At 71.3% G+C, this 16945-nt stretch carries 19 protein-coding genes and 3 tRNA genes; 16 read left to right on the forward strand and 6 right to left on the reverse strand.

Annotation, left to right across the window (positions count from 1 at the left end; all coding sequences use genetic code 11):
- The first annotated feature begins 1 nt into the window (after window position 1).
- From ACFQGU_RS04600 to ACFQGU_RS04610, 3 genes are read left to right on the forward strand one after another with little or no spacing between them, the layout of a single operon-like run.
- Window positions 2-1543 (forward strand): NADH-quinone oxidoreductase subunit M, encoded by a 1542-nt coding sequence (locus tag ACFQGU_RS04600; protein ID WP_386764196.1) that lies wholly within the window; start codon window positions 2-4, stop codon window positions 1541-1543.
- A complete protein-coding gene (gene nuoN, locus ACFQGU_RS04605; protein ID WP_386764198.1) occupies window positions 1540-3099 on the forward strand; it encodes an NADH-quinone oxidoreductase subunit NuoN in 1560 nt (519 codons plus the stop codon). Before ACFQGU_RS04600 ends, nuoN begins: the two co-directional genes overlap by 4 nt.
- 34 nt (window positions 3100-3133) lie before the next feature.
- A complete protein-coding gene (locus ACFQGU_RS04610; RefSeq protein ID WP_386764200.1) occupies window positions 3134-4132 on the forward strand; it encodes a polyprenyl synthetase family protein in 999 nt (332 codons plus the stop codon).
- Window positions 4133-4206: 74 nt separating this feature from the next.
- Here the strand turns inward: ACFQGU_RS04610 and ACFQGU_RS04615 are convergent, their stop codons facing one another.
- From ACFQGU_RS04615 to ACFQGU_RS04630, 4 genes are all read right to left on the reverse strand, one after another.
- On the reverse strand, window positions 4207-4851 hold the full coding sequence (locus ACFQGU_RS04615; RefSeq protein WP_386764202.1) for a hypothetical protein: 645 nt from the start codon (window positions 4849-4851) through the stop codon (window positions 4207-4209).
- Between the two features lie 57 nt (window positions 4852-4908).
- Window positions 4909-5883 carry an EamA family transporter RarD gene (gene rarD, locus ACFQGU_RS04620; RefSeq protein ID WP_386764204.1) on the reverse strand — a complete coding sequence of 325 codons (975 nt, stop codon included), beginning with the start codon at window positions 5881-5883 and terminating at the stop codon, window positions 4909-4911.
- 216 nt (window positions 5884-6099) lie between these two features.
- On the reverse strand, window positions 6100-7158 hold the full coding sequence (locus tag ACFQGU_RS04625; RefSeq protein WP_386764206.1) for a 2-oxoacid:ferredoxin oxidoreductase subunit beta: 1059 nt from the start codon (window positions 7156-7158) through the stop codon (window positions 6100-6102).
- Window positions 7151-9007 carry a 2-oxoacid:acceptor oxidoreductase subunit alpha gene (locus ACFQGU_RS04630; protein WP_386764208.1) on the reverse strand — a complete coding sequence of 619 codons (1857 nt, stop codon included), beginning with the start codon at window positions 9005-9007 and terminating at the stop codon, window positions 7151-7153. Before ACFQGU_RS04630 ends, ACFQGU_RS04625 begins: the two co-directional genes overlap by 8 nt.
- A gap of 240 nt (window positions 9008-9247) precedes the next feature.
- On the opposite strand from ACFQGU_RS04630, the gene ACFQGU_RS04635 reads away from it, so the two are divergent.
- Genes ACFQGU_RS04635 through ACFQGU_RS04645 form a run of 3 tightly spaced genes read left to right on the forward strand, consistent with a single transcriptional unit; the run spans window position 9248 to window position 10676 of the window.
- The gene (locus tag ACFQGU_RS04635) at window positions 9248-9736 is read left to right on the forward strand and encodes an NADH-quinone oxidoreductase subunit B (RefSeq protein WP_386764210.1); all 489 of its coding nucleotides are present in this window, start codon (window positions 9248-9250) and stop codon (window positions 9734-9736) included.
- Window positions 9733-10275: an NADH-quinone oxidoreductase subunit C gene (locus tag ACFQGU_RS04640; RefSeq protein ID WP_386764212.1), complete on the forward strand. Its 543-nt coding sequence runs from the start codon at window positions 9733-9735 to the stop codon at window positions 10273-10275. Before ACFQGU_RS04635 ends, ACFQGU_RS04640 begins: the two co-directional genes overlap by 4 nt.
- Window positions 10272-10676 (forward strand): 4Fe-4S binding protein, encoded by a 405-nt coding sequence (locus ACFQGU_RS04645; RefSeq protein ID WP_386764214.1) that lies wholly within the window; start codon window positions 10272-10274, stop codon window positions 10674-10676. The genes ACFQGU_RS04640 and ACFQGU_RS04645 overlap by 4 nt, the downstream gene beginning before the upstream one ends.
- Window positions 10677-10824: 148 nt before the next feature.
- On the opposite strand, the gene ACFQGU_RS04650 is transcribed toward ACFQGU_RS04645, so the two are convergent.
- Complete coding sequence (locus ACFQGU_RS04650) at window positions 10825-11316, reverse strand: YajQ family cyclic di-GMP-binding protein (RefSeq protein ID WP_386764216.1); 492 nt, start codon at window positions 11314-11316, stop codon at window positions 10825-10827.
- Window positions 11317-11423: 107 nt separating this feature from the next.
- Here ACFQGU_RS04650 and ACFQGU_RS04655 point away from each other — a divergent pair.
- A tRNA-Tyr gene (locus ACFQGU_RS04655) sits at window positions 11424-11505 on the forward strand.
- Between the two features lie 65 nt (window positions 11506-11570).
- Here ACFQGU_RS04655 and ACFQGU_RS04660 read toward each other — a convergent pair.
- Window positions 11571-12530, reverse strand: coding sequence for an oxidoreductase (locus tag ACFQGU_RS04660; protein WP_386764218.1), 960 nt, complete (start codon window positions 12528-12530; stop codon window positions 11571-11573).
- A 106-nt stretch (window positions 12531-12636) separates the two neighbouring features.
- Here ACFQGU_RS04660 and ACFQGU_RS04665 point away from each other — a divergent pair.
- The 9 genes from ACFQGU_RS04665 to ACFQGU_RS04705 all read left to right on the forward strand — a co-directional run bounded on the left by ACFQGU_RS04665 (window position 12637) and on the right by ACFQGU_RS04705 (window position 16925).
- Window positions 12637-12709 (forward strand) — tRNA-Thr (locus ACFQGU_RS04665).
- A gap of 44 nt (window positions 12710-12753) precedes the next feature.
- Window positions 12754-12830 (forward strand) — tRNA-Met (locus ACFQGU_RS04670).
- A 36-nt stretch (window positions 12831-12866) separates the two neighbouring features.
- A complete protein-coding gene (gene rpmG / locus ACFQGU_RS04675; RefSeq protein ID WP_386764220.1) occupies window positions 12867-13031 on the forward strand; it encodes a 50S ribosomal protein L33 in 165 nt (54 codons plus the stop codon).
- A gap of 179 nt (window positions 13032-13210) precedes the next feature.
- The gene (locus ACFQGU_RS04680) at window positions 13211-14020 is read left to right on the forward strand and encodes an SDR family NAD(P)-dependent oxidoreductase (protein WP_386764222.1); all 810 of its coding nucleotides are present in this window, start codon (window positions 13211-13213) and stop codon (window positions 14018-14020) included.
- A gap of 2 nt (window positions 14021-14022) precedes the next feature.
- Window positions 14023-14478: an FAS1-like dehydratase domain-containing protein gene (locus tag ACFQGU_RS04685; protein ID WP_386764224.1), complete on the forward strand. Its 456-nt coding sequence runs from the start codon at window positions 14023-14025 to the stop codon at window positions 14476-14478.
- Window positions 14478-14906 (forward strand): MaoC family dehydratase, encoded by a 429-nt coding sequence (locus ACFQGU_RS04690; protein ID WP_386764226.1) that lies wholly within the window; start codon window positions 14478-14480, stop codon window positions 14904-14906. The genes ACFQGU_RS04685 and ACFQGU_RS04690 overlap by 1 nt, the downstream gene beginning before the upstream one ends.
- Window positions 14907-14937: 31 nt before the next feature.
- Window positions 14938-15966 (forward strand): UDP-N-acetylmuramate dehydrogenase, encoded by a 1029-nt coding sequence (locus ACFQGU_RS04695; protein WP_386764228.1) that lies wholly within the window; start codon window positions 14938-14940, stop codon window positions 15964-15966.
- Between the two features lie 109 nt (window positions 15967-16075).
- Window positions 16076-16516, forward strand: a complete 441-nt coding sequence (locus ACFQGU_RS04700; protein ID WP_386764230.1) for a DUF6325 family protein — start codon at window positions 16076-16078, stop codon at window positions 16514-16516.
- A gap of 22 nt (window positions 16517-16538) precedes the next feature.
- Window positions 16539-16925 carry an SHOCT domain-containing protein gene (locus tag ACFQGU_RS04705; protein ID WP_386768152.1) on the forward strand — a complete coding sequence of 129 codons (387 nt, stop codon included), beginning with the start codon at window positions 16539-16541 and terminating at the stop codon, window positions 16923-16925.
- The last annotated feature ends 20 nt before the right edge of the window (window positions 16926-16945 follow it).

Consider the following 16945-nt stretch of genomic DNA (forward strand, 5'->3'; position numbering starts at 1 on the left):
CATGACCTTCAACTGGCTCCTCGTGCTGTTCCTCGCGCCGCTCGTCGGCGCGGCGGTGGTCATGCTGCTCCCCAGGAGCAACCCCACGCTGGCCAAGCAGGTCGGCATCGGGTTCTCGCTGCTGACGTTCCTCATCACGATCGCGGCCGCGCTGAAGTTCGACGCCTCCATGGCGGCCGACTTCCAGCTCGGGTTCTCGTACTCCTGGATCCCGTCGTTCGGTGTGAACTTCGCGATGGGCCTCGACGGCATCGCGCTCGTGCTCGTCGCGCTCTCCACCTGCCTCGTCCCCGTGGTGCTGCTCGCCGGCTGGGACGACGCCGACGGAGCCCGCGGCTCGGTCAAGGGCTACGTCGCGCTGATCCTGGTGCTCGAGGCGGCGATGATCGGTGTCTTCGCAGCCACCGACGTCTTCCTGTTCTACGTGTTCTTCGAGGCCATGCTCGTGCCGGTCTACTTCCTGATCGGCCGGTACGGCGGCCCGCGCCGCAACTACGCCGCGGTGAAGTTCCTGCTGTACAGCCTCTTCGGCGGCCTGCTCATGCTGGCCTCGCTGATCGGCCTGTACGTCGTGTCCGCCGAGCAGCTCGGCACCGGCACCTTCGACTTCACGGCGCTCGCCGGCCTCACGATCGACCCGGACACGCAGAAGTGGCTGTTCGTCGGCTTCTTCATCGCGTTCGCGATCAAGGCCCCGCTCGTGCCGTTCCACACCTGGCTGCCGGACGCTGCTGCGGAGTCGACCCCGGGCACCGCGGTGCTCCTCGTCGGCGTGCTCGACAAGGTCGGCACGTTCGGCATGCTGCGCTACTGCCTCGAGCTGTTCCCCGAGGCGTCCACCTGGGCGACGCCGCTCGTCATCGCGCTCGCGGTGATCGGCATCATCTACGGCGCGCTCCTCGCCATCGGCCAGCAGGACATCAAGCGCCTCATCGCCTACACGTCGGTGTCGCACTTCGGCTTCATCGCGCTCGGCATCTTCGTCATGACCTCGCGCGGCCAGAGCGGCTCGGCGCTGTACATGGTCAACCACGGGTTCTCGACGGCGGCGCTCTTCCTCATCGGCGGCTTCCTCATCAGCCGCCGCGGCTCGCGCCTCATCGACGACTTCGGCGGCGTCCAGAAGGTGGCCCCCGTCCTCGCGGGCACCTTCCTCGTCGCGGGCCTGTCGTCGCTGGCGCTCCCCGGCCTGTCGAGCTTCGTGAGCGAGTTCCTGGTGCTGCAGGGCACGTTCGAGCGCTACCCGTGGATCGGCGTCGTGGCCACTCTCGGCATCGTGCTCGCCGCGCTCTACATCCTGCTCATGTACCAGCGGACGATGACGGGCGAGCCGCCCGAGATCGTCAAGGAGAGGGTCGGCGACCTGCGGGGCCGTGAGGTCGTCGCGATCGCCCCGCTGCTGGTCGTCATCGTCGCGCTGGGCTTCTACCCGAAGCCCGTGCTCGACGTCATCAATCCGGCTGTCGACCGCGTGATGATCGCCGTCGACGCCACCGACCCGGCGCCCCTGGTGGCACCGGTCGCAGAAGGGGCACAGCCGTGAGCGCCATCCTCGCCGCCACGGGGTCCTTCGAGGTCCCCACGATCGAGTACGCGGCGCTCGCACCGATCCTGATGGTGCTCGGCGGCGCGGTCGTGTCGGTCCTGCTCGAGGCGTTCCTGCCGCAGCGGCTTCGTCGGCCGGTCCAGCTCACGCTGACGTTCGCAACGCTCGTCGCGGCCTTCGTGTTCGTCGTGCTCGCGCGCGGCACGCGGGCGATCGTCGCGGAGGGCTCGGTCGCCGTCGACGGTCCCACGCTGTTCATGCAGGGATCGATCCTGGTCCTCGCCTTCATCGCCGCCCTGGTGATGGCCGAGCGGCAGGTCGACCCGGCGGGCGACGCCTTCGCCCCTCGCGCCTCGGCACTCCCCGGATCGGAGGAGGAGCAGGAGTTCACGCGCCTCGGCTGGTTCCAGACCGAGGTGTGGCCGCTGTTCCTCTTCAGCGTCGGCGGCATGCTGCTGTTCCCGGCGTCGACCGACCTGCTCACGATGTTCGTGGCGCTCGAGGTGCTCTCGCTCCCGCTCTACGTGCTCGCGGGTCTCGCCCGTCGCCGTCGCCTGCTGTCGCAGGAGGCCTCGCTGAAGTACTTCGTGCTCGGCGCGTTCTCCTCGGCGTTCTTCCTCTACGGCACCGCGCTGCTGTACGGCTTCGCCGGCACCGTCGAGCTCAGGGGCATCGCGAACGCGCTGACGGCCTCGGCAGGTCAGAGCGGTCTCGTGATCGCCGGCACCGCGCTGCTGATGGTCGGTCTGCTGTTCAAGATCGGCGCCGCGCCGTTCCACCAGTGGACCCCGGACGTCTACCAGGGCTCGCCCACGTCCATCACCGGCTTCATGGCCGCCTGCACCAAGGTGGCGGCGTTCGGTGCGCTGCTCCGCGTCATGTACGTCGCCCTCGGCGGCATCCGCTGGGACTGGCGCCCGGTGATGTACGTGATCGCCGCTCTCACCATGATCGTCGGCACGATCTTCGCGCTCACCCAGACCGACATCAAGCGCATGCTCGCCTACTCGTCGGTCGCGCAGGCGGGCTTCATGCTCGTCGGCGTCCTCGCCACGAGCGCCGCGGGCCTCGCCGGCACGATGGTCTACCTCCTGGCCTACGGCGTGGCCACGGTCGGCGCGTTCGCCATCATCACCCTCGTCCGGGACGCCACCGGAGAGGCGACGCATCTGTCGTCCTGGGCCGGTCTCGGGAAGAAGTCGCCCTTGGTGGCCAGCGCGTTCGCGCTGTTCCTCCTGGCCTTCGCGGGCATCCCGCTCACCAGCGGCTTCACCGGAAAGTTCGCGGTCTTCACCGCGGGCATCGCGGGAGGTGCCACGCCGGTCGTCATCGTGGGTGTCGTGGCGAGCGCGGTCGCGGCGTTCTTCTACATCCGCGTCATCGTGCTCATGTTCTTCAACGAGCCGCCTGCGGACGGCGGCGCTAGCGTGGTCATCCCCAGCAGCTTCACCACGTTCGCCATCACCATCACCGTCGCGATCACGCTCGTGATCGGCGTGCTGCCGCAGATCGTGCTGCAGCTCGTCGACCAGGCCGGCGTGTTCGTCCGCTGATCCGCCGTACCACGATGACCAGGAGGCGTTCCGCGTGACCGAGGCCCTTCCGTTCGGGCTCTCGCACGTCGACGACGCCCTCGCCGACCGCCTGCGCACGGGGCTCGACGACGTCGAGGTCGCGCTGCGCAGGGCTGTGACGAGCGAGTACCCGTTCGTCACCGAGGCCTCGAGCCACCTGGTGAGCGCGGGCGGCAAGCGCTTCCGCCCGCTGCTCGCACTCGTGGCGGCGCAGTACGGCGATGCCGACGCCCCGGGCAACGTGCCGGGCGCGGTCGTCGCCGAGCTCACGCACCTGGCCACGCTCTACCACGACGACGTGATGGACGAGGCGAAGCTGCGCCGGGGTGCCCCGAGCGCCAACGCGCGCTGGGACAACACCGTCGCGATCCTGACCGGCGACTTCCTGTTCGCCCGCGCGGCTGACATCGCGGCCGACCTCGGCACCGACATCGTGCGCCTGCAGGCGCGCACGTTCGAGCGCCTGTGCACCGGTCAGATCCGCGAGACGGTCGGCCCGGCGGAGGGCGAGGACCCCGTCGTCCACCACCTCGAGGTGCTGGCCGGCAAGACGGGCTCGCTCATCGCGGCGGCCGGGCGCATGGGCGCGATGACCTCGGGTGCCCCGCAGTCCGTGGCGCACGCGATCTCGGCGTACGGCGAGAAGTTCGGCGTCGCGTTCCAGCTCTCGGACGACCTGCTCGACATCGCGAGCGAGTCGGAGGAGTCGGGCAAGACTCCCGGCACCGACCTGCGCGAGGGCATCCGCACGTTGCCCGTGCTGCTCGCCCTGCGCGGCACCGACCCCGAGGGCGCCCGCCTGCGCGAGCTGCTCGCGGAGCCGCTCGTGGACGACGACCTGCACGCCGAGGCCCTGGGCCTGCTGCGCAGCTCGCCGGCCATGGTCGAGGCCCGCGCCGAGCTCGTGTCGTGGGCGGAGTCCGCCCGTGCCGAGCTCGCCGCCCTGCCGGCCGGCCCGGCCACCGACGCCCTCTCGATGATGTGCGACGTCGTCGTCGACCGCTCCGCCTGACCTTCCGCGAGCTACTGCCCGAAGTGGGGCTTTCGACGAGCTCAACACCCCACTTCGGGCAGTAGCTCGAGCCCTCACCCGGCGGCGGCCTGGACGGCGGCCCGGACGAGGGCGTCGCGCTCGGCCTCGTCCCCGGTCGAGACGGTGAACGAGCGGTCGCCGGACACCCAGGTCGCGAACCACTCCCAGTCGGCCGGGTCCAGCGGCTCCCCGAGCTCGTCATGGGTGAACGTGCACGACCACCAGGGCACGGCCTCCGGCAGCGTCTCGGGCAGCGCGCGGATCGCGGTTCCCAGCTCGTCCCCCGCCTGGCCGGCGAGCACGGCGATCGACGGCGACGACTCCCAGCCCTCGCAGGGCTGCGCTCCGTCGTCGAGGTCGAGCACCCCGAGCAGGCCCTCGAGGCCCCCTCCGTCGAACCAGGCGACGCTCCGGTCGTCGTCCTCGGCGCCGGAGCGGTAGACCACGAAGTCGAACCCGGCGCCGGGCTCGTCGCTGGACACCTTGGCGAGGCCCTCGACCTCTGCGGGCATCCGCGCGAGCCACTGGGCTGCGGCGTCGTCGTCCGCCGGCCAGGGGACCGATCCGACGCCGTACGGGTCGGCCGACGACGTGCTCACCACGGCCGTCGGCCTCGGAGCCGGGCCGGGGAGCGCGCTGCACCCCGACGCGAGCAGGCCCAGCACGAGGGCCGGTGCGAGCACCGTACGTCGACGCATCCCCACTCCTGTCGAGTCAGGCGCCCAGGCTGTCATGCCGCAGCCGTGCACCGGCCGTCAGGCGGGCTCGGTGACGCCCTCGTGCACGCCGTCGGCCTCCTCCGCCCGACGGGCGACGCGGTTGGCCTGGCCGTTGCGCAGGCTGTCCCAGGTGAAGACGATGAGCGCGACCCAGACGACGGCGAAGCCCACCCACCGCGAGGCGGGCATCTGCTCGCCGAACACGAAGATCCCCAGCAGGAACTGCAGGCACGGGGTGAGGTACTGCAGCACGCCGATCGTCGAGAGCGGCACGCGGTTGGTGGCCGCGCCGAACAGCACCAGAGGGATCGCTGTCACGACGCCGGTCATCATGAGCAGCACGGTGTTGGCGGTCGACGAGTGGCCGAACACGAGCTGGCCCTGCGCCGAGAGCCAGATGAGGAAGGCGAGGGCGAACGGCGTGCCGTAGGCCGTCTCCACGGTGAGGCTTGCGACCGGGTCGACCCCGGCGAGCTTCTTCACGAGCCCGTAGCCGGCCCACGAGGAGGCGAGCGCTAGCGCGACCCACGGAACCGAGCCGTACCCGAGGGTCAGCACCGCGACCGCGACAGCCGCGATGCCCACCGCCGTCCACTGCATCGGTCGGAGCCGCTCGCCGAGCAGCAGCGTGCCGGTGAGGACGACGACGAGCGGGTTGATGAAGTAGCCGAGCGAGGCCTCGACGACACGGCCGTTGTACACCGCCCAGATGTACACGCCCCAGTTGACCGAGATCAGCAGCGTGGCGATGACGAGCATCAGCATCACGCGTCGGTTGTGCAGCACCTCGGTCATCCGCGACCACGAGCGCGTCACCGTCATGATCAGCGCGAGGAAGACGAACGACCAGAAGAACCGGTCGGCCAGCACCTCGAGGGGGGCGGCGGGCTGCAGCAGCGGGAAGTAGACCGGGAACAGCCCCCACAGGGCATAGGCACCGATGCCGAACAGCAGGCCGAGCCGGTGGCTGGCGCGCTCGGTCTCGGCCGCACTGGTGGGGGAGTCGCTCATCGCCCGGCCACGGTACGCCGTCGGCCTCTCCCACCGCTCTCCCCATTCGCCAGCCGAGACGCTGCCGGCATCGGGAGGGTCGGCATCGTCCGGCAGGAAGGGCAGAGACCCCCGACCCAGCGCCGCCTCCCGCCCTGGCTCGACCAGCCACCCGGACGTGCGGGAGGCCCCGACCGTCGTGCGGTCGGGGCCTCCGGACAGGCGGTGCCGCCTGGATCAGGCGATTTCCCACGTGTCGCTGCCGGCGAGCAGGGAGCCGAGGTCGGCGCTGCCGCCGGCCTTGGCCGTGGCGAGCTGCGCCTGGAACATCGAGTCGTACGACGCCCGGGGCACGTCGCGGAACACGCCGATCGGAGTGTTCGCGAGCGTCATCGAGTCCGACAGCCGCGACAGCGCGAACGCGGTCGAGGGGTCGGGGCGGTGGGCGTCGTGAACGAGGATGGCGTCGAGACCGACCTCGGCGACGTCCGCGACCTCGAGGCTGCCCTCGGCGTTGCGGATCACCCCGCGGGTGCCGTCGACCAGCGTGATGGGCTGGCCGTGCTCGAGCCGCAGCGTGAGCGCGTCGCGGTGGTCGGAGTCCTTCAGCGGGTCCCACGCACCGTCGTTGAAGATGTTGCAGTTCTGGTAGATCTCGACCAGCGCCGTGCCGTCGTGCAGCGCGGCCTGGCGCAGCGTCTCGGTGAGGTGCTTGCGGTCGGAGTCGATCGTGCGCGCGACGAACGACGCCTCCGCACCGATCGCGAGCGACACCGGGTTGAACGGGTGGTCCAAGGACCCCATGGGCGTCGACTTCGTGACCTTGCCGACCTCGGACGTCGGCGAGTACTGCCCCTTGGTGAGGCCGTAGATCCGGTTGTTGAACAGCAGGATCTTGAGGTTCACGTTGCGGCGCAGCGCGTGGATGAGGTGGTTGCCGCCGATGGAGAGCGCGTCGCCGTCGCCGGTGACGACCCACACCGAGAGGTCGGGCCGGGTCATGGCGAGGCCCGAGGCGATCGCCGGGGCACGGCCGTGGATCGAGTGCATCCCGAAGGTGTTCATGTAGTACGGGAAGCGGCTCGAGCAGCCGATGCCGGAGATCCAGACGATGTTCTCCTTGGCGAGCCCGAGCTCGGGCATGAAGCTCTGGACGCCGGCCAGGATCGCGTAGTCACCGCACCCGGGGCACCAGCGCACCTCCTGGTCGGTCTTGAAGTCCTTCGCCGACTGCTTCCCGTCCGTCTTCGGGACGAGCTTCAGCGACGGGAAGCCCAGATCGACGGACTCAGACACTGGCGACCACGTCCTTGATGACTCCGGCGAGCTCCTCGGCCCTGAACGGGAGGCCTCGCACCTGGTTGTAGGCGATCGCGTCCACGAGGTACTTGCCGCGGATCAGCAGCGCGAGCTGACCGAGGTTCATCTCGGGGATGACGACCTTGTCGTAGCGGCGCAGCACCTCGGCGGTGTTGGCCGGGAACGGGTTGAGGTGGCGCAGGTGGGCCTGTGCCACCGAGGCGCCGGCGCGGCGCGAGATCTGGCACGCGGCGTTGATAGGCCCGAACGTCGACCCCCACCCGAGCAGGAGCACGCGAGCGTCTCCGGTCGGGTCCTCGACCTCGAGGTCGGGCACCGTGATGCCGTCGACCTTCGCCTGGCGCAGCCGCACCATGCGGTCGTGGTTGTCGGCGTCGTACGAGATGTTGCCGATGCCGTCGGCCTTCTCAATGCCGCCGATGCGGTGCTCGAGGCCCTTCGTGCCCGGGACGGCCCACGGACGCGCGAGCGTCTCGGGGTCGCGCAGGTAGGGCCAGAACTCCGTGCTGCCGTCGGCGTTGGTGTGGTTGTGCTCGGTGGCGAACGGGACGCGCAGGTCGGGCAGCGAGTCGACGTCCGGGATGCGCCACGGCTCGGAGCCGTTGGCGACGTAGCCGTCCGAGAGCAGGAACACCGGCGTGCGGTAGGTGATGGCGATGCGCACCGCCTCCATCGCGGCGTTGAAGCAGTCGCCGGGGGAGCGCGGCGCCACGATCGGCACCGGGGCCTCGCCGTTGCGGCCGAACATGGCCTGCAGCAGGTCTGCCTGCTCGGTCTTGGTCGGCAGGCCGGTGGACGGGCCGCCGCGCTGGACGTCCACGATCACCAGCGGCAGCTCGAGCGACACCGCGAGGCCGATCGTCTCGGACTTCAGCGCGACGCCGGGGCCGGAGGTCGTGGTGATGCCGAGCATGCCGCCGTACGACGCCCCGAGGGCGGCGCCGATGCCGGCGATCTCGTCCTCGGCCTGGAACGTCATCACGCCGAACCGCTTGTGCTTGCTCAGCTCGTGCAGGATGTCCGACGCCGGGGTGATCGGGTACGAGCCGAGGAACAGCGGGATGTCCGCGCGCTGCGAGGCGGCGATGAGGCCGTAGGCGAGCGCGAGGTTGCCCGACATGTTGCGGTAGCGGCCGGTCGCCATCGGCGCGGGCTGGATCTCGTACTGCACCGAGAAGTCCTCGGTGGTCTCGCCGTAGGACCAGCCGGCCTCGAAGGCGGTGATGTTGGCGGCGAGGATGTCGGGCTTCTTGGCGAACTTCTGCTTGAGGAACGTCAGCGTTCCCTCGGTGGGCCGGTGGTACAGCCACGAGAGCAGGCCGAGCGCGAACATGTTCTTCGCGCGCTCGGCCTCCTTCTTGCTGATGTTGATTCCCTTGAGCGCCTCGACCGTCATGGAGGTCAGCGGGATCGGGTGCACCGCGTACGACTCGAGCGAGCCGTCCTCGAGGGGGTTCGCCTCGTAGCCGACCTTGGTGAGGTTGCGGCTCGTGAACTCGTCGGTGTTGACGATGATGTCCGCGCCGCGGGGGATGTCCTTGAGGTTGGCCTTGAGCGCCGCGGGGTTCATGGCCACCAGGACGTTGGGGGTGTCGCCCGCGGTCGTGATGTCGTGGTCGGCGAAGTGCAGCTGGAAGGCCGAGACGCCGGGGATGGTGCCGGCTGGTGCGCGGATCTCGGCCGGGAAGTCGGGCAGGGTCGCCAGGTCGTTGCCGAACGACGCGGTGCGCGACGTGAACTGGTCACCGGCCAGCTGCATCCCGTCGCCGGAGTCACCCGCGAAGCGGATGATGACGCGGTTGAGCTGGACCACTTGCTTGCCCACGGTGTCCTCGCCTTGCTGCGGCCGGGTGCGCCGGCGCTCCTGGGGAGTGGTGCTGGGACGACGGCCGGGCGGGCCCGGTCGTACGAGGCACCATCCTCCCGCGTGATGCCCCCTTTCGCGCGCACGGGTCCCGTCATCCGGACCGCGCGTCGCGATCTTCGCCGAGGGCGTAGCCGCGCGTCCGGCTCGCCTAGGCTCTGCCGACAGGAGCGGCGAGAGCACGAGGAGAGCGAGGCGGACGTGGCGGACGGCGATGTGCTGCTCGGCCTCCCCGGCCTCGGCCGGCCGGGCCCGGCAGCCCCCCTGCGGCTGACCGTGAGCCTCGACGGTGCCGACGACCGGGTCGTGGCCCTGCACGTCGCCGGCGCGGGGCTCGCCTGCTGCTCGGTGGAGCTCGTCGCGGCCGCCCTCCGGAGGCCGGAGGCCCGCGCCGCGGGGCTCGGCGAGGCCGATGCGGTGGCCCCGGCCGTGGACGTGATCGTCGTGTCCGGCACCTGCACCGACATCCTCGCGCCCGCGCTCGCCGCCCTGCACGCCGCGCTCCCCGTGGGCACGCCGGTGCTGTCGTTCGGCGCCTGCGCGAGCTCGGGCGGGCCCTACTGGGACTCGTACTCGGTCACCAAGGGCGTCGACCAGGTGATCCCCGTGGACGTCTACGTGCCCGGCTGCCCGCCGAGGCCCGAGGCGCTGGCCGACGGCCTGCGCCTCCTCCCAGGGGTGGCGCGGTGAGCGCGGTGGTGGAGGCGGTCCAGGCGGGCGTCGGCGACTCCGTGCTCGCGGTCGTCCCCGGGTTCGGGCCGGTCACCGTCGACGTCGCGCCGTTGTCGTGGCACGAGGCCGTCGCAGCGGCCGCTGCCGCGGGGGCGACGTACGCCGACGTCCTGACGGCGTACGACGAGCTCGAGCTCGGCTTCGCCGTGGTCGTCCACCTGTCGACGCCGGACGCGTCCGACCATGTGCTCCTGCGGACGCGGGTGCCGCGCGACCGGCCGGAGGTGGCGACCGTGGTCGACCTCTACCGCGGGCTGGCCTGGCACGAGCGCGCCACCCACGAGATGTTCGGCATCGGCTTCGTCGGCAACGACGACCTCTCCCCGCTCCGCACCCGGCCCTCGCTCGGCGCGCACCCGCTCCGCAAGGACTTCGTGCTCGCGGCGCGGGTGGCCCGGCCGTGGCCGGGGGAGAAGGACCCGGCGGGCGACACCGGGCGCGCCCGGCGCCGCACCCTTCCTCCCGGCGTGCCCGAGGGCTGGGGGGAGCAGGCATGAGCGAGGACCAGGCGCCGGCGGCGACCGACGGCGGCGGCTACGCCGTACCCGCACGCAGCCGCGGCGTGATCACGCTCGTGGAGGAGAACTGCACGGTCTGCATGCTGTGCGCCCGCGAGTGCCCCGACTGGTGCATCCACATCGAGGGCCACACCGGAACCCTCCCGGCCGACGAGGTGCACCGCCGCCCGCGCACCGAGAACGTGCTCGACCGGTTCGCCATCGACTTCTCGCTCTGCCTCTACTGCGGCATCTGCATCGAGGTGTGCCCGTTCGACGCATTGCACTGGTCGCCCGAGCACGAGTACGGCGGCACCTCGCTCACCGACCTCACGCACGAACGCGACCGCCTCGCCGCCTGGGAGGCCACCGCCCCCACCGACGCCGAGCGCGACGCCTGACCCAGCCCGGGGTCAGCGGTGAGGGGGGCCTTCATCCAGAACCCCGGCCTCGATCTGCGAATCCGTCGTCTCCCGGCCCGCCGACGGCCCCGGAAGCGACGGCTTCACAGATCGACAGCGGGGCGGGGCAGCCCGCGCGGAGCGGCGACTAGCGGTAGTTCACGAACTGGACGGCGAAGTCGAGGTCGGCGTCGCGCACGAGCGACTGCACGGCCTGGAGGTCGTCGCGGCTCTTGGAGGTCACGCGGAGCTCCTCGCCCATGACCTGCGCCTTGACCGTCTTGGGGCCCTCGTCGCGGATGAGCTTGCCGAGCTTCTTGGCCTGCTCCTGGTTGATGCCGGCCTGGAAGGTCATCGAGATCTTGTACTCCTTGCCCGAGGAGCGGGGGTCATCGGCCTTGAGCGACTTCAGCGAGAGCTGGCGCTTGACGAGCTTGTCGCGGAAGACCTCGAGGGCGGCTGCGGCGCGCTCCTCGGTGGAGGAGGTGATCTCGACCGCGAGCTCGCCCTTCCACTCGATCGTGGTGCTCGTGTTCTTGAAGTCGAACCGCTGCGAGAGCTCCTTCGCCGCCTGGTTGAGCGCGTTGTCGACCTCCTGGCGGTCGACCTTGCTGACGATGTCGAAGCTGCTGTCGGCCATGGCCGGTTCGTCCCTTCGGTGCGGTGGTCAGGTGGGCGGCACCCCGGGGATTTCCCCCGTGCCGCGCCTCCTATGTATCCTCCCCTCTGCCGTCCTCGGACGGCAAAGGCGGGTTGCCCGAGCGGCCAATGGGAGCGGACTGTAAATCCGTCGGCTTTGCCTTCGATGGTTCGAATCCATCACCCGCCACACGGCAGGAGGCCCGACCCCTCAGGGGTCGGGCCTCCTCTCGTTCGTACGGCCGTCCGGGGGCCTCAGGCCGTGATGCCCGCCACCACGTCGTCGAACCGGACCCCGACGAGGGCCTCGGACTCCTCCCACAGCGCGGCGGCCATGCGGGTGTCGCGCGCGGCGGCCGTGGTGCCCACGAGCCGCGGGTGGCCGTGCTGCTCGAAGAAGCCGTCCGGTCCGGCGTACGACGCCGGCGGGAGCCCGGGCTCGGTGGCCACGTAGAGAGTCGGCAGCGCCCCCATCTCGGCCGGCTGGGCGAGGAGCCGGTTGCCGAGCTCGGTGAACCGGGCGCCCAGGCTGCTGCCCTTCATGGCCGGCGCGACCGACTGGAGGTTCGTGGCGGCGTAGCCGGGGTGGGCGGCGTACGCCCCGACGGGCAGGCCGGCCGCGTCGAGGCGGTGCTGGAGCTCGAAGGTGAGCAGCAGGTTGGCGAGCTTGCTCTGCCCGTACGCCACCCAGGGCTGGTACTTCTGCCGCCCCATGAGGTCGTCGAGGCGGATCCGGCCCATCTTGTGCGCGTTGCTGGACACGGTGACCACCCGGGACGCCGCCCCCACGGACCCGGCGCGGGCGAGCGCCGGGAGCAGGCCGAGGGTGAGGGCCATGTGCCCGAGGTGGTTCGTGCCGAGCTGCATCTCGAACCCGTCCGCGGTCTCGCGACGCGGGATGGCCATGACGCCGGCGTTGTTGACGAGCAGGTGCAGGGGGTCGGCCCCCACCGTCTCGGCGCAGGCGCGCACCGAGGCGAGGTCGGCCAGGTCGAGGGGCACGACCGCGACGCTCCCGGCGGAGGTTCCCACGGCCGCCGCGATCCGGGCGCGGGCGTCCTCGCCGCGGCCGGCGTCGCGGACGCCGAGGAGCACGTCGGCGCCGTGGCGCGCGAGCTCGAGAGCGGTGACGTAGCCGATGCCGGAGTTCGCCCCGGTGACGAGGGCGCGGCGACCGGAGAGGTCGGGGATGTCTGCGGCGGTCCAGGGGCTCATGCCCCCATCCTCACCCGACGGAGACCGGTGCGCGTCCCGGGCGGAGGCGGGCTGCTGCCCGTTTTGGAGGAACCCAGGGCCACCGGGTACGCTGCTCAGGCTCTACGCCCCCATAGCTCAGTCGGCAGAGCGTCTCCATGGTAAGGAGAAGGTCTACGGTTCGATTCCGTATGGGGGCTCGGAAACAGCGGACCCGTCCCACCCGGGGGCGGGGCCGAACCTCGGCGGAGTAGCTCAGCCTGGCAGAGCAAGCGGCTCATAATCGCTGTGTCGCCGGTTCAAGTCCGGCCTCCGCTACCACCGTACGTACGAACGACAGACCCGAAAGGCACTCCCGTGGCCAAGAGCGACGTCCGCCCGAAGATCACCCTGGCCTGCCAGGAGTGCAAGGACCGCAACTACATCACCAAGAAGAACCGGCGCAACGACCCGGATCGCCTGGAGATGAACAAGCACTGCCCCAAGTGCAACAAGCACACGGTGCACAAGGAGACCCGCTAGCCGGGTGGGCCTCGCGCCCCACACACGTCGTCAGGACGGCCGCACCCTCCGGGGGCGGCCGTCCTGACGTTTCCGGGCAACTCGTCCAAGGTCGGCCAGGCCCGGTGCACCTCGGGGGGCCGTGGGCTAGCGTCGCGGGCGGGACGCCGGACGGCCGGCGACGGACGAAGGGGTGCATCGTGGGACGACTCGACGACCGCGTCGCGATCGTGACCGGCGCAGGACGCGGCATCGGCCGGGCCACAGCGCTGCGGCTGGCGGCCGACGGCGCCTCGGTCGTGGTCAACGACATCGACGCGGAGCCCGCCGCGGAGACGGTCTCGCTCATCGAGGCGGCCGGCGGCTCCGCCCTGCTGCACGTGGCCGACACCGTCGAGCTCGAGCAGGCCCACGGTCTGACGAAGGCAGCGGTCGACGGCTTCGGCAAGCTCGACATCGTCGTCAACAACGCCGGCATCACCCGAGACAAGATGTTCCACGGCATGACCGACGAGATCTTCGACTTCGTCCTCGACGTCAACCTGCGTACGGCGTTCCACACGACCCTCGCGGCGATGCCCTACCTGCGCGAGGTCGCCAAGGCCGAGATCGCGGCCGACGGCAAGGTGGCCTACAACCGCAAGATCGTGTTCACCTCCTCGGTCGCCGCGCTCATGGGCAACCCGGGCCAGTACAACTACACGGCGGCCAAGGGCGCGCTCATCGCCACCACCAAGACCCTCGCGCGGGAGCTCGGCCCGTTCGGCATCAACGTCAACGCGGTGGCCCCCGGCTTCATCGAGACGCGCCTGACCCAGGCCAAGACCGACTCCAGCGACCTCGGCATCCCGCAGCAGATGCGCGACATGTCGCTGATGCTCATCGCGATGGGCCGCCTCGGCGTCCCCGAGGACATCGCCAACGTGCACGCATTCCTCGTGTCCAGCGACGCCGACTTCGTTTCCGGTGTCACCATCCCCGTGACCGGCGGACAGCTCGGAGGCATGTGACCGTGGCGCTCAACCAGGACTACCTCGGCAAGGTCTACCCGCCGAGCCCGCCGTACCAGGTGGGCCGAGAGAAGCTGCGCGAGTTCGCGATCGCCATCGGCGACATGAACCCGGCGTACCACGATGTCGCGCACGCCCAGGCCCTCGGGCACCCGGACGTCGTCGCCCCGCCGACCTTCGCCTTCACCCTCGCCATGCGGGCGATGGCCGCCGCGGTCTTCGACCCGGGCCTCGGGCTCGACTACAGCCGGGTGGTGCACGGCGAGCAGCGCTTCGCCTACACGCGGCCGTTGCGCGCGGGGGACGAGGTCACCGCGACCACCACGATCGAGAACATCCGCGTCGCCGCGGGCAACGACATCCTCACGACGCGCTCGGACATCGCGACCGTCGACGGCGACCCGATCTGCTCCGCGTGGACCGTCACGGTCGCCCGCGGCACAGGAGGGGAGTCCTGATGGCCACCACCGTCGCGTGGTCCGACGTCGAGGTGGGCGACGCCCTGCCGTCGATCACCGCCCGGCTCCAGCGGGTCAACCTCGTCATGTACGCCGGCGCCTCGGGCGACTTCAACCCGATCCACTGGAACGAGACGTTCGCCAAGGCCGTGGGCCTGCCCGACGTCATCGCCCACGGGATGCTCACCATGGCCACCGCCGGCCGCGTCGTCACCGACTGGGTCGGCGACCCGGGGGCGGTCCTCGAGTACGGCGTGCGCTTCACCCGGCCGGTCGTCGTCCCCAACGACGACCAGGGAGCCACGGTCGAGATCAGCGGCGTCGTGGGCGAGAAGCGCGACGACGGCACCGTGCGGGTCGACCTCACCGCCGTGTACGACGGCGCGACGGTGCTGGGCAAGGCCCAGGCCGTCGTCCGTCTCGCCTGAGCCCGGCGCGAACCCGCCTAGGCTCGACGCCGTGACCACGCTCGCCGACCTCACCACGCTCCGGCTGGGCGGTCCCGCCGCCCGCCTCGTCGTGGCCGAGGACGAGCGCACGCTCGTCGACGCCGTCCGCGAGGCCGACGCCTCGGGCCTGCCCGCCCTGGTCGTGGCCGGCGGCAGCAACCTCGTCGTGGCCGACTCCGGCTACCCCGGCACGGTGGTGCTCGTCCGTACGACGGGCGTGGCGGTCGAGTCCGACCTCTGCGGCGGCGCCTACGTCACGGTCGCCGCGGGCGAGGAGTGGGACTCCTTCGTGCAGCGCGCCGTGGCCGAGGAGTGGGCCGGGATCGAATGCCTGTCGGGCATCCCCGGGTCGGTCGGCGCGACGCCGGTGCAGAACGTCGGCGCCTACGGCCAGGAAGTGGGCTCCTCGCTCGCCCGGGTGCGCACCTTCGACCGCATCGCTGGGGTGCAGCGCACCTTCATGCACGCGGACCTCGGGCTCGGCTACCGCACGAGCCTGCTCAAGCAGGAGCCCGGCCACCACCTCGTGCTCGACGTGACCTTCCAGCTGGGGCACTCGGGCACGGGCACCCCGATCGCCTACGCCGAGCTCGCGCGAAGCCTCGGCGTCGAGGTCGGTGCGCGCGCGCCGCTGGCGGACGTGCGCGCCGCCGTCCTGGACCTGCGCCGCAGCAAGGGCATGGTGCTCGACGCCGCCGACCACGACACGTGGAGCGCGGGCTCGTTCTTCACCAACCCGCTGCTCGCGGCCGACGACGCGGCACGGCTCCCGGCAGACGCCCCGCGGTGGCCCGCCGACGGCGACCGGGTCAAGACGAGCGCCGCCTGGCTGATCGAGCACGCGGGTTTCGCCAAGGGGTACGGCGACGGCCCGGCCACGCTGTCGACCAAGCACACCCTCGCCCTCACCAACCGCGGCGCTGCCCGTACCGACGATGTGCTGGCGCTCGCCCGGGTGGTGCGGGACGGCGTACGCGACCGGTTCGGAGTCACTCTCGAGCCCGAGCCGGTGCTGGTCGGCTGCTCCCTGGACGGCTGACGGGCAACGATCCCGCCGCAACTCCGGTTCGGGCTGACTCCGGGTGGTGGGGGCGGCTAGGTTTCGTGGGTACGGCGCCCGTGGGGGCGCCCCAGAGGGGAGACGCGTCATGGTTGACGCAGCACTGAAGCCGGTCGGCTCGGTCGACGTCGCGGTCATCGCGTTCGACGAGCCGAAGTTCAACGGAGCAGTTGCCGAGGCGATCGCCGACCTCGTGCGCGCGGGCACCGTCCGCCTGCTGGACGCGATCATGGTCCACAAGGCCGAGGACGGCACCGTCACGCTCGCCGAGATCACCGACATCGACGGCGACGGCCTCCCTGACCTCGTCGCCCTGCAGGGCGACATCCCGGGGCTCATCGGGGAGGACGACGCCACCTCGGTGATCGCCGAGATGCCGAACGACAGCGCGATCCTGATGCTCGCTTGGGAGAACACCTGGGCCATCCGCACGGCCGCGGCGATCCGCGCCAACGGAGGCACCCTGGTGGCCATGGAGCGCATCGCCGCCGCCGACGTGGAGGCCGTGCTCGCGGCCGACGAGAGCTGAGAGAGGAACTGACATGCGACGCATGGGACGCCCCGGACTCGTAGGCATGGCCGCACGGACCGCGGTCGTGGCCGGTACCGCCACGGCGGTGAGCGGCCGCGTGCAGCGGCGCCAGATGGGCAAGGCGCAGGAGCAGCAGGCATCTGCTGCGGACGAGGCCGAGCTCGAGCAGTACCGCGCTCAGGAGGCAGCCGCCGCGCAGCAGGCGCAGGTCGACGCGCAGGTCCAGGCTGCGCTCGCTGCCCAAGCGGCCCAGCAGGCGGCGGTAGCGGCCGCCCCGGCGGCGCCGGCGGCGCCGGCGGGCGGGGTCGACGTCGTGGCGGAGCTCACCAAGCTCGCCTCGCTCAAGGACGCGGGCATCCTCTCGGACGAGGAGTTCGCGGCCGCCAAGGCCAAGCTCCTCGGCTGAGCGACCACGACGAAGGCCCC

The sequence above is a fragment of the Longivirga aurantiaca genome (assembly GCF_042660085.1).
Lineage (GTDB): Bacteria > Actinomycetota > Actinomycetes > S36-B12 > CAIYMF01 > Longivirga > Longivirga aurantiaca.

Coding starts and splice junctions, on each gene's coding strand:
- ACFQGU_RS04600 (WP_386764196.1), top strand. CDS start 2: ATGACCTTCAACTGGCTCCTCGTGCTGTTCCTCGCGCCGCTCGTCGGC.
- ACFQGU_RS04615 (WP_386764202.1), bottom strand. CDS start 4,851: ATGCGTCGACGTACGGTGCTCGCACCGGCCCTCGTGCTGGGCCTGCTC.
- rarD (WP_386764204.1), bottom strand. CDS start 5,883: ATGAGCGACTCCCCCACCAGTGCGGCCGAGACCGAGCGCGCCAGCCAC.
- ACFQGU_RS04645 (WP_386764214.1), top strand. CDS start 10,272: ATGAGCGAGGACCAGGCGCCGGCGGCGACCGACGGCGGCGGCTACGCC.
- ACFQGU_RS04650 (WP_386764216.1), bottom strand. CDS start 11,316: ATGGCCGACAGCAGCTTCGACATCGTCAGCAAGGTCGACCGCCAGGAG.
- ACFQGU_RS04660 (WP_386764218.1), bottom strand. CDS start 12,530: ATGAGCCCCTGGACCGCCGCAGACATCCCCGACCTCTCCGGTCGCCGC.
- ACFQGU_RS04690 (WP_386764226.1), top strand. CDS start 14,478: ATGGCCACCACCGTCGCGTGGTCCGACGTCGAGGTGGGCGACGCCCTG.
- ACFQGU_RS04700 (WP_386764230.1), top strand. CDS start 16,076: ATGGTTGACGCAGCACTGAAGCCGGTCGGCTCGGTCGACGTCGCGGTC.
- ACFQGU_RS04705 (WP_386768152.1), top strand. CDS start 16,539: ATGGGACGCCCCGGACTCGTAGGCATGGCCGCACGGACCGCGGTCGTG.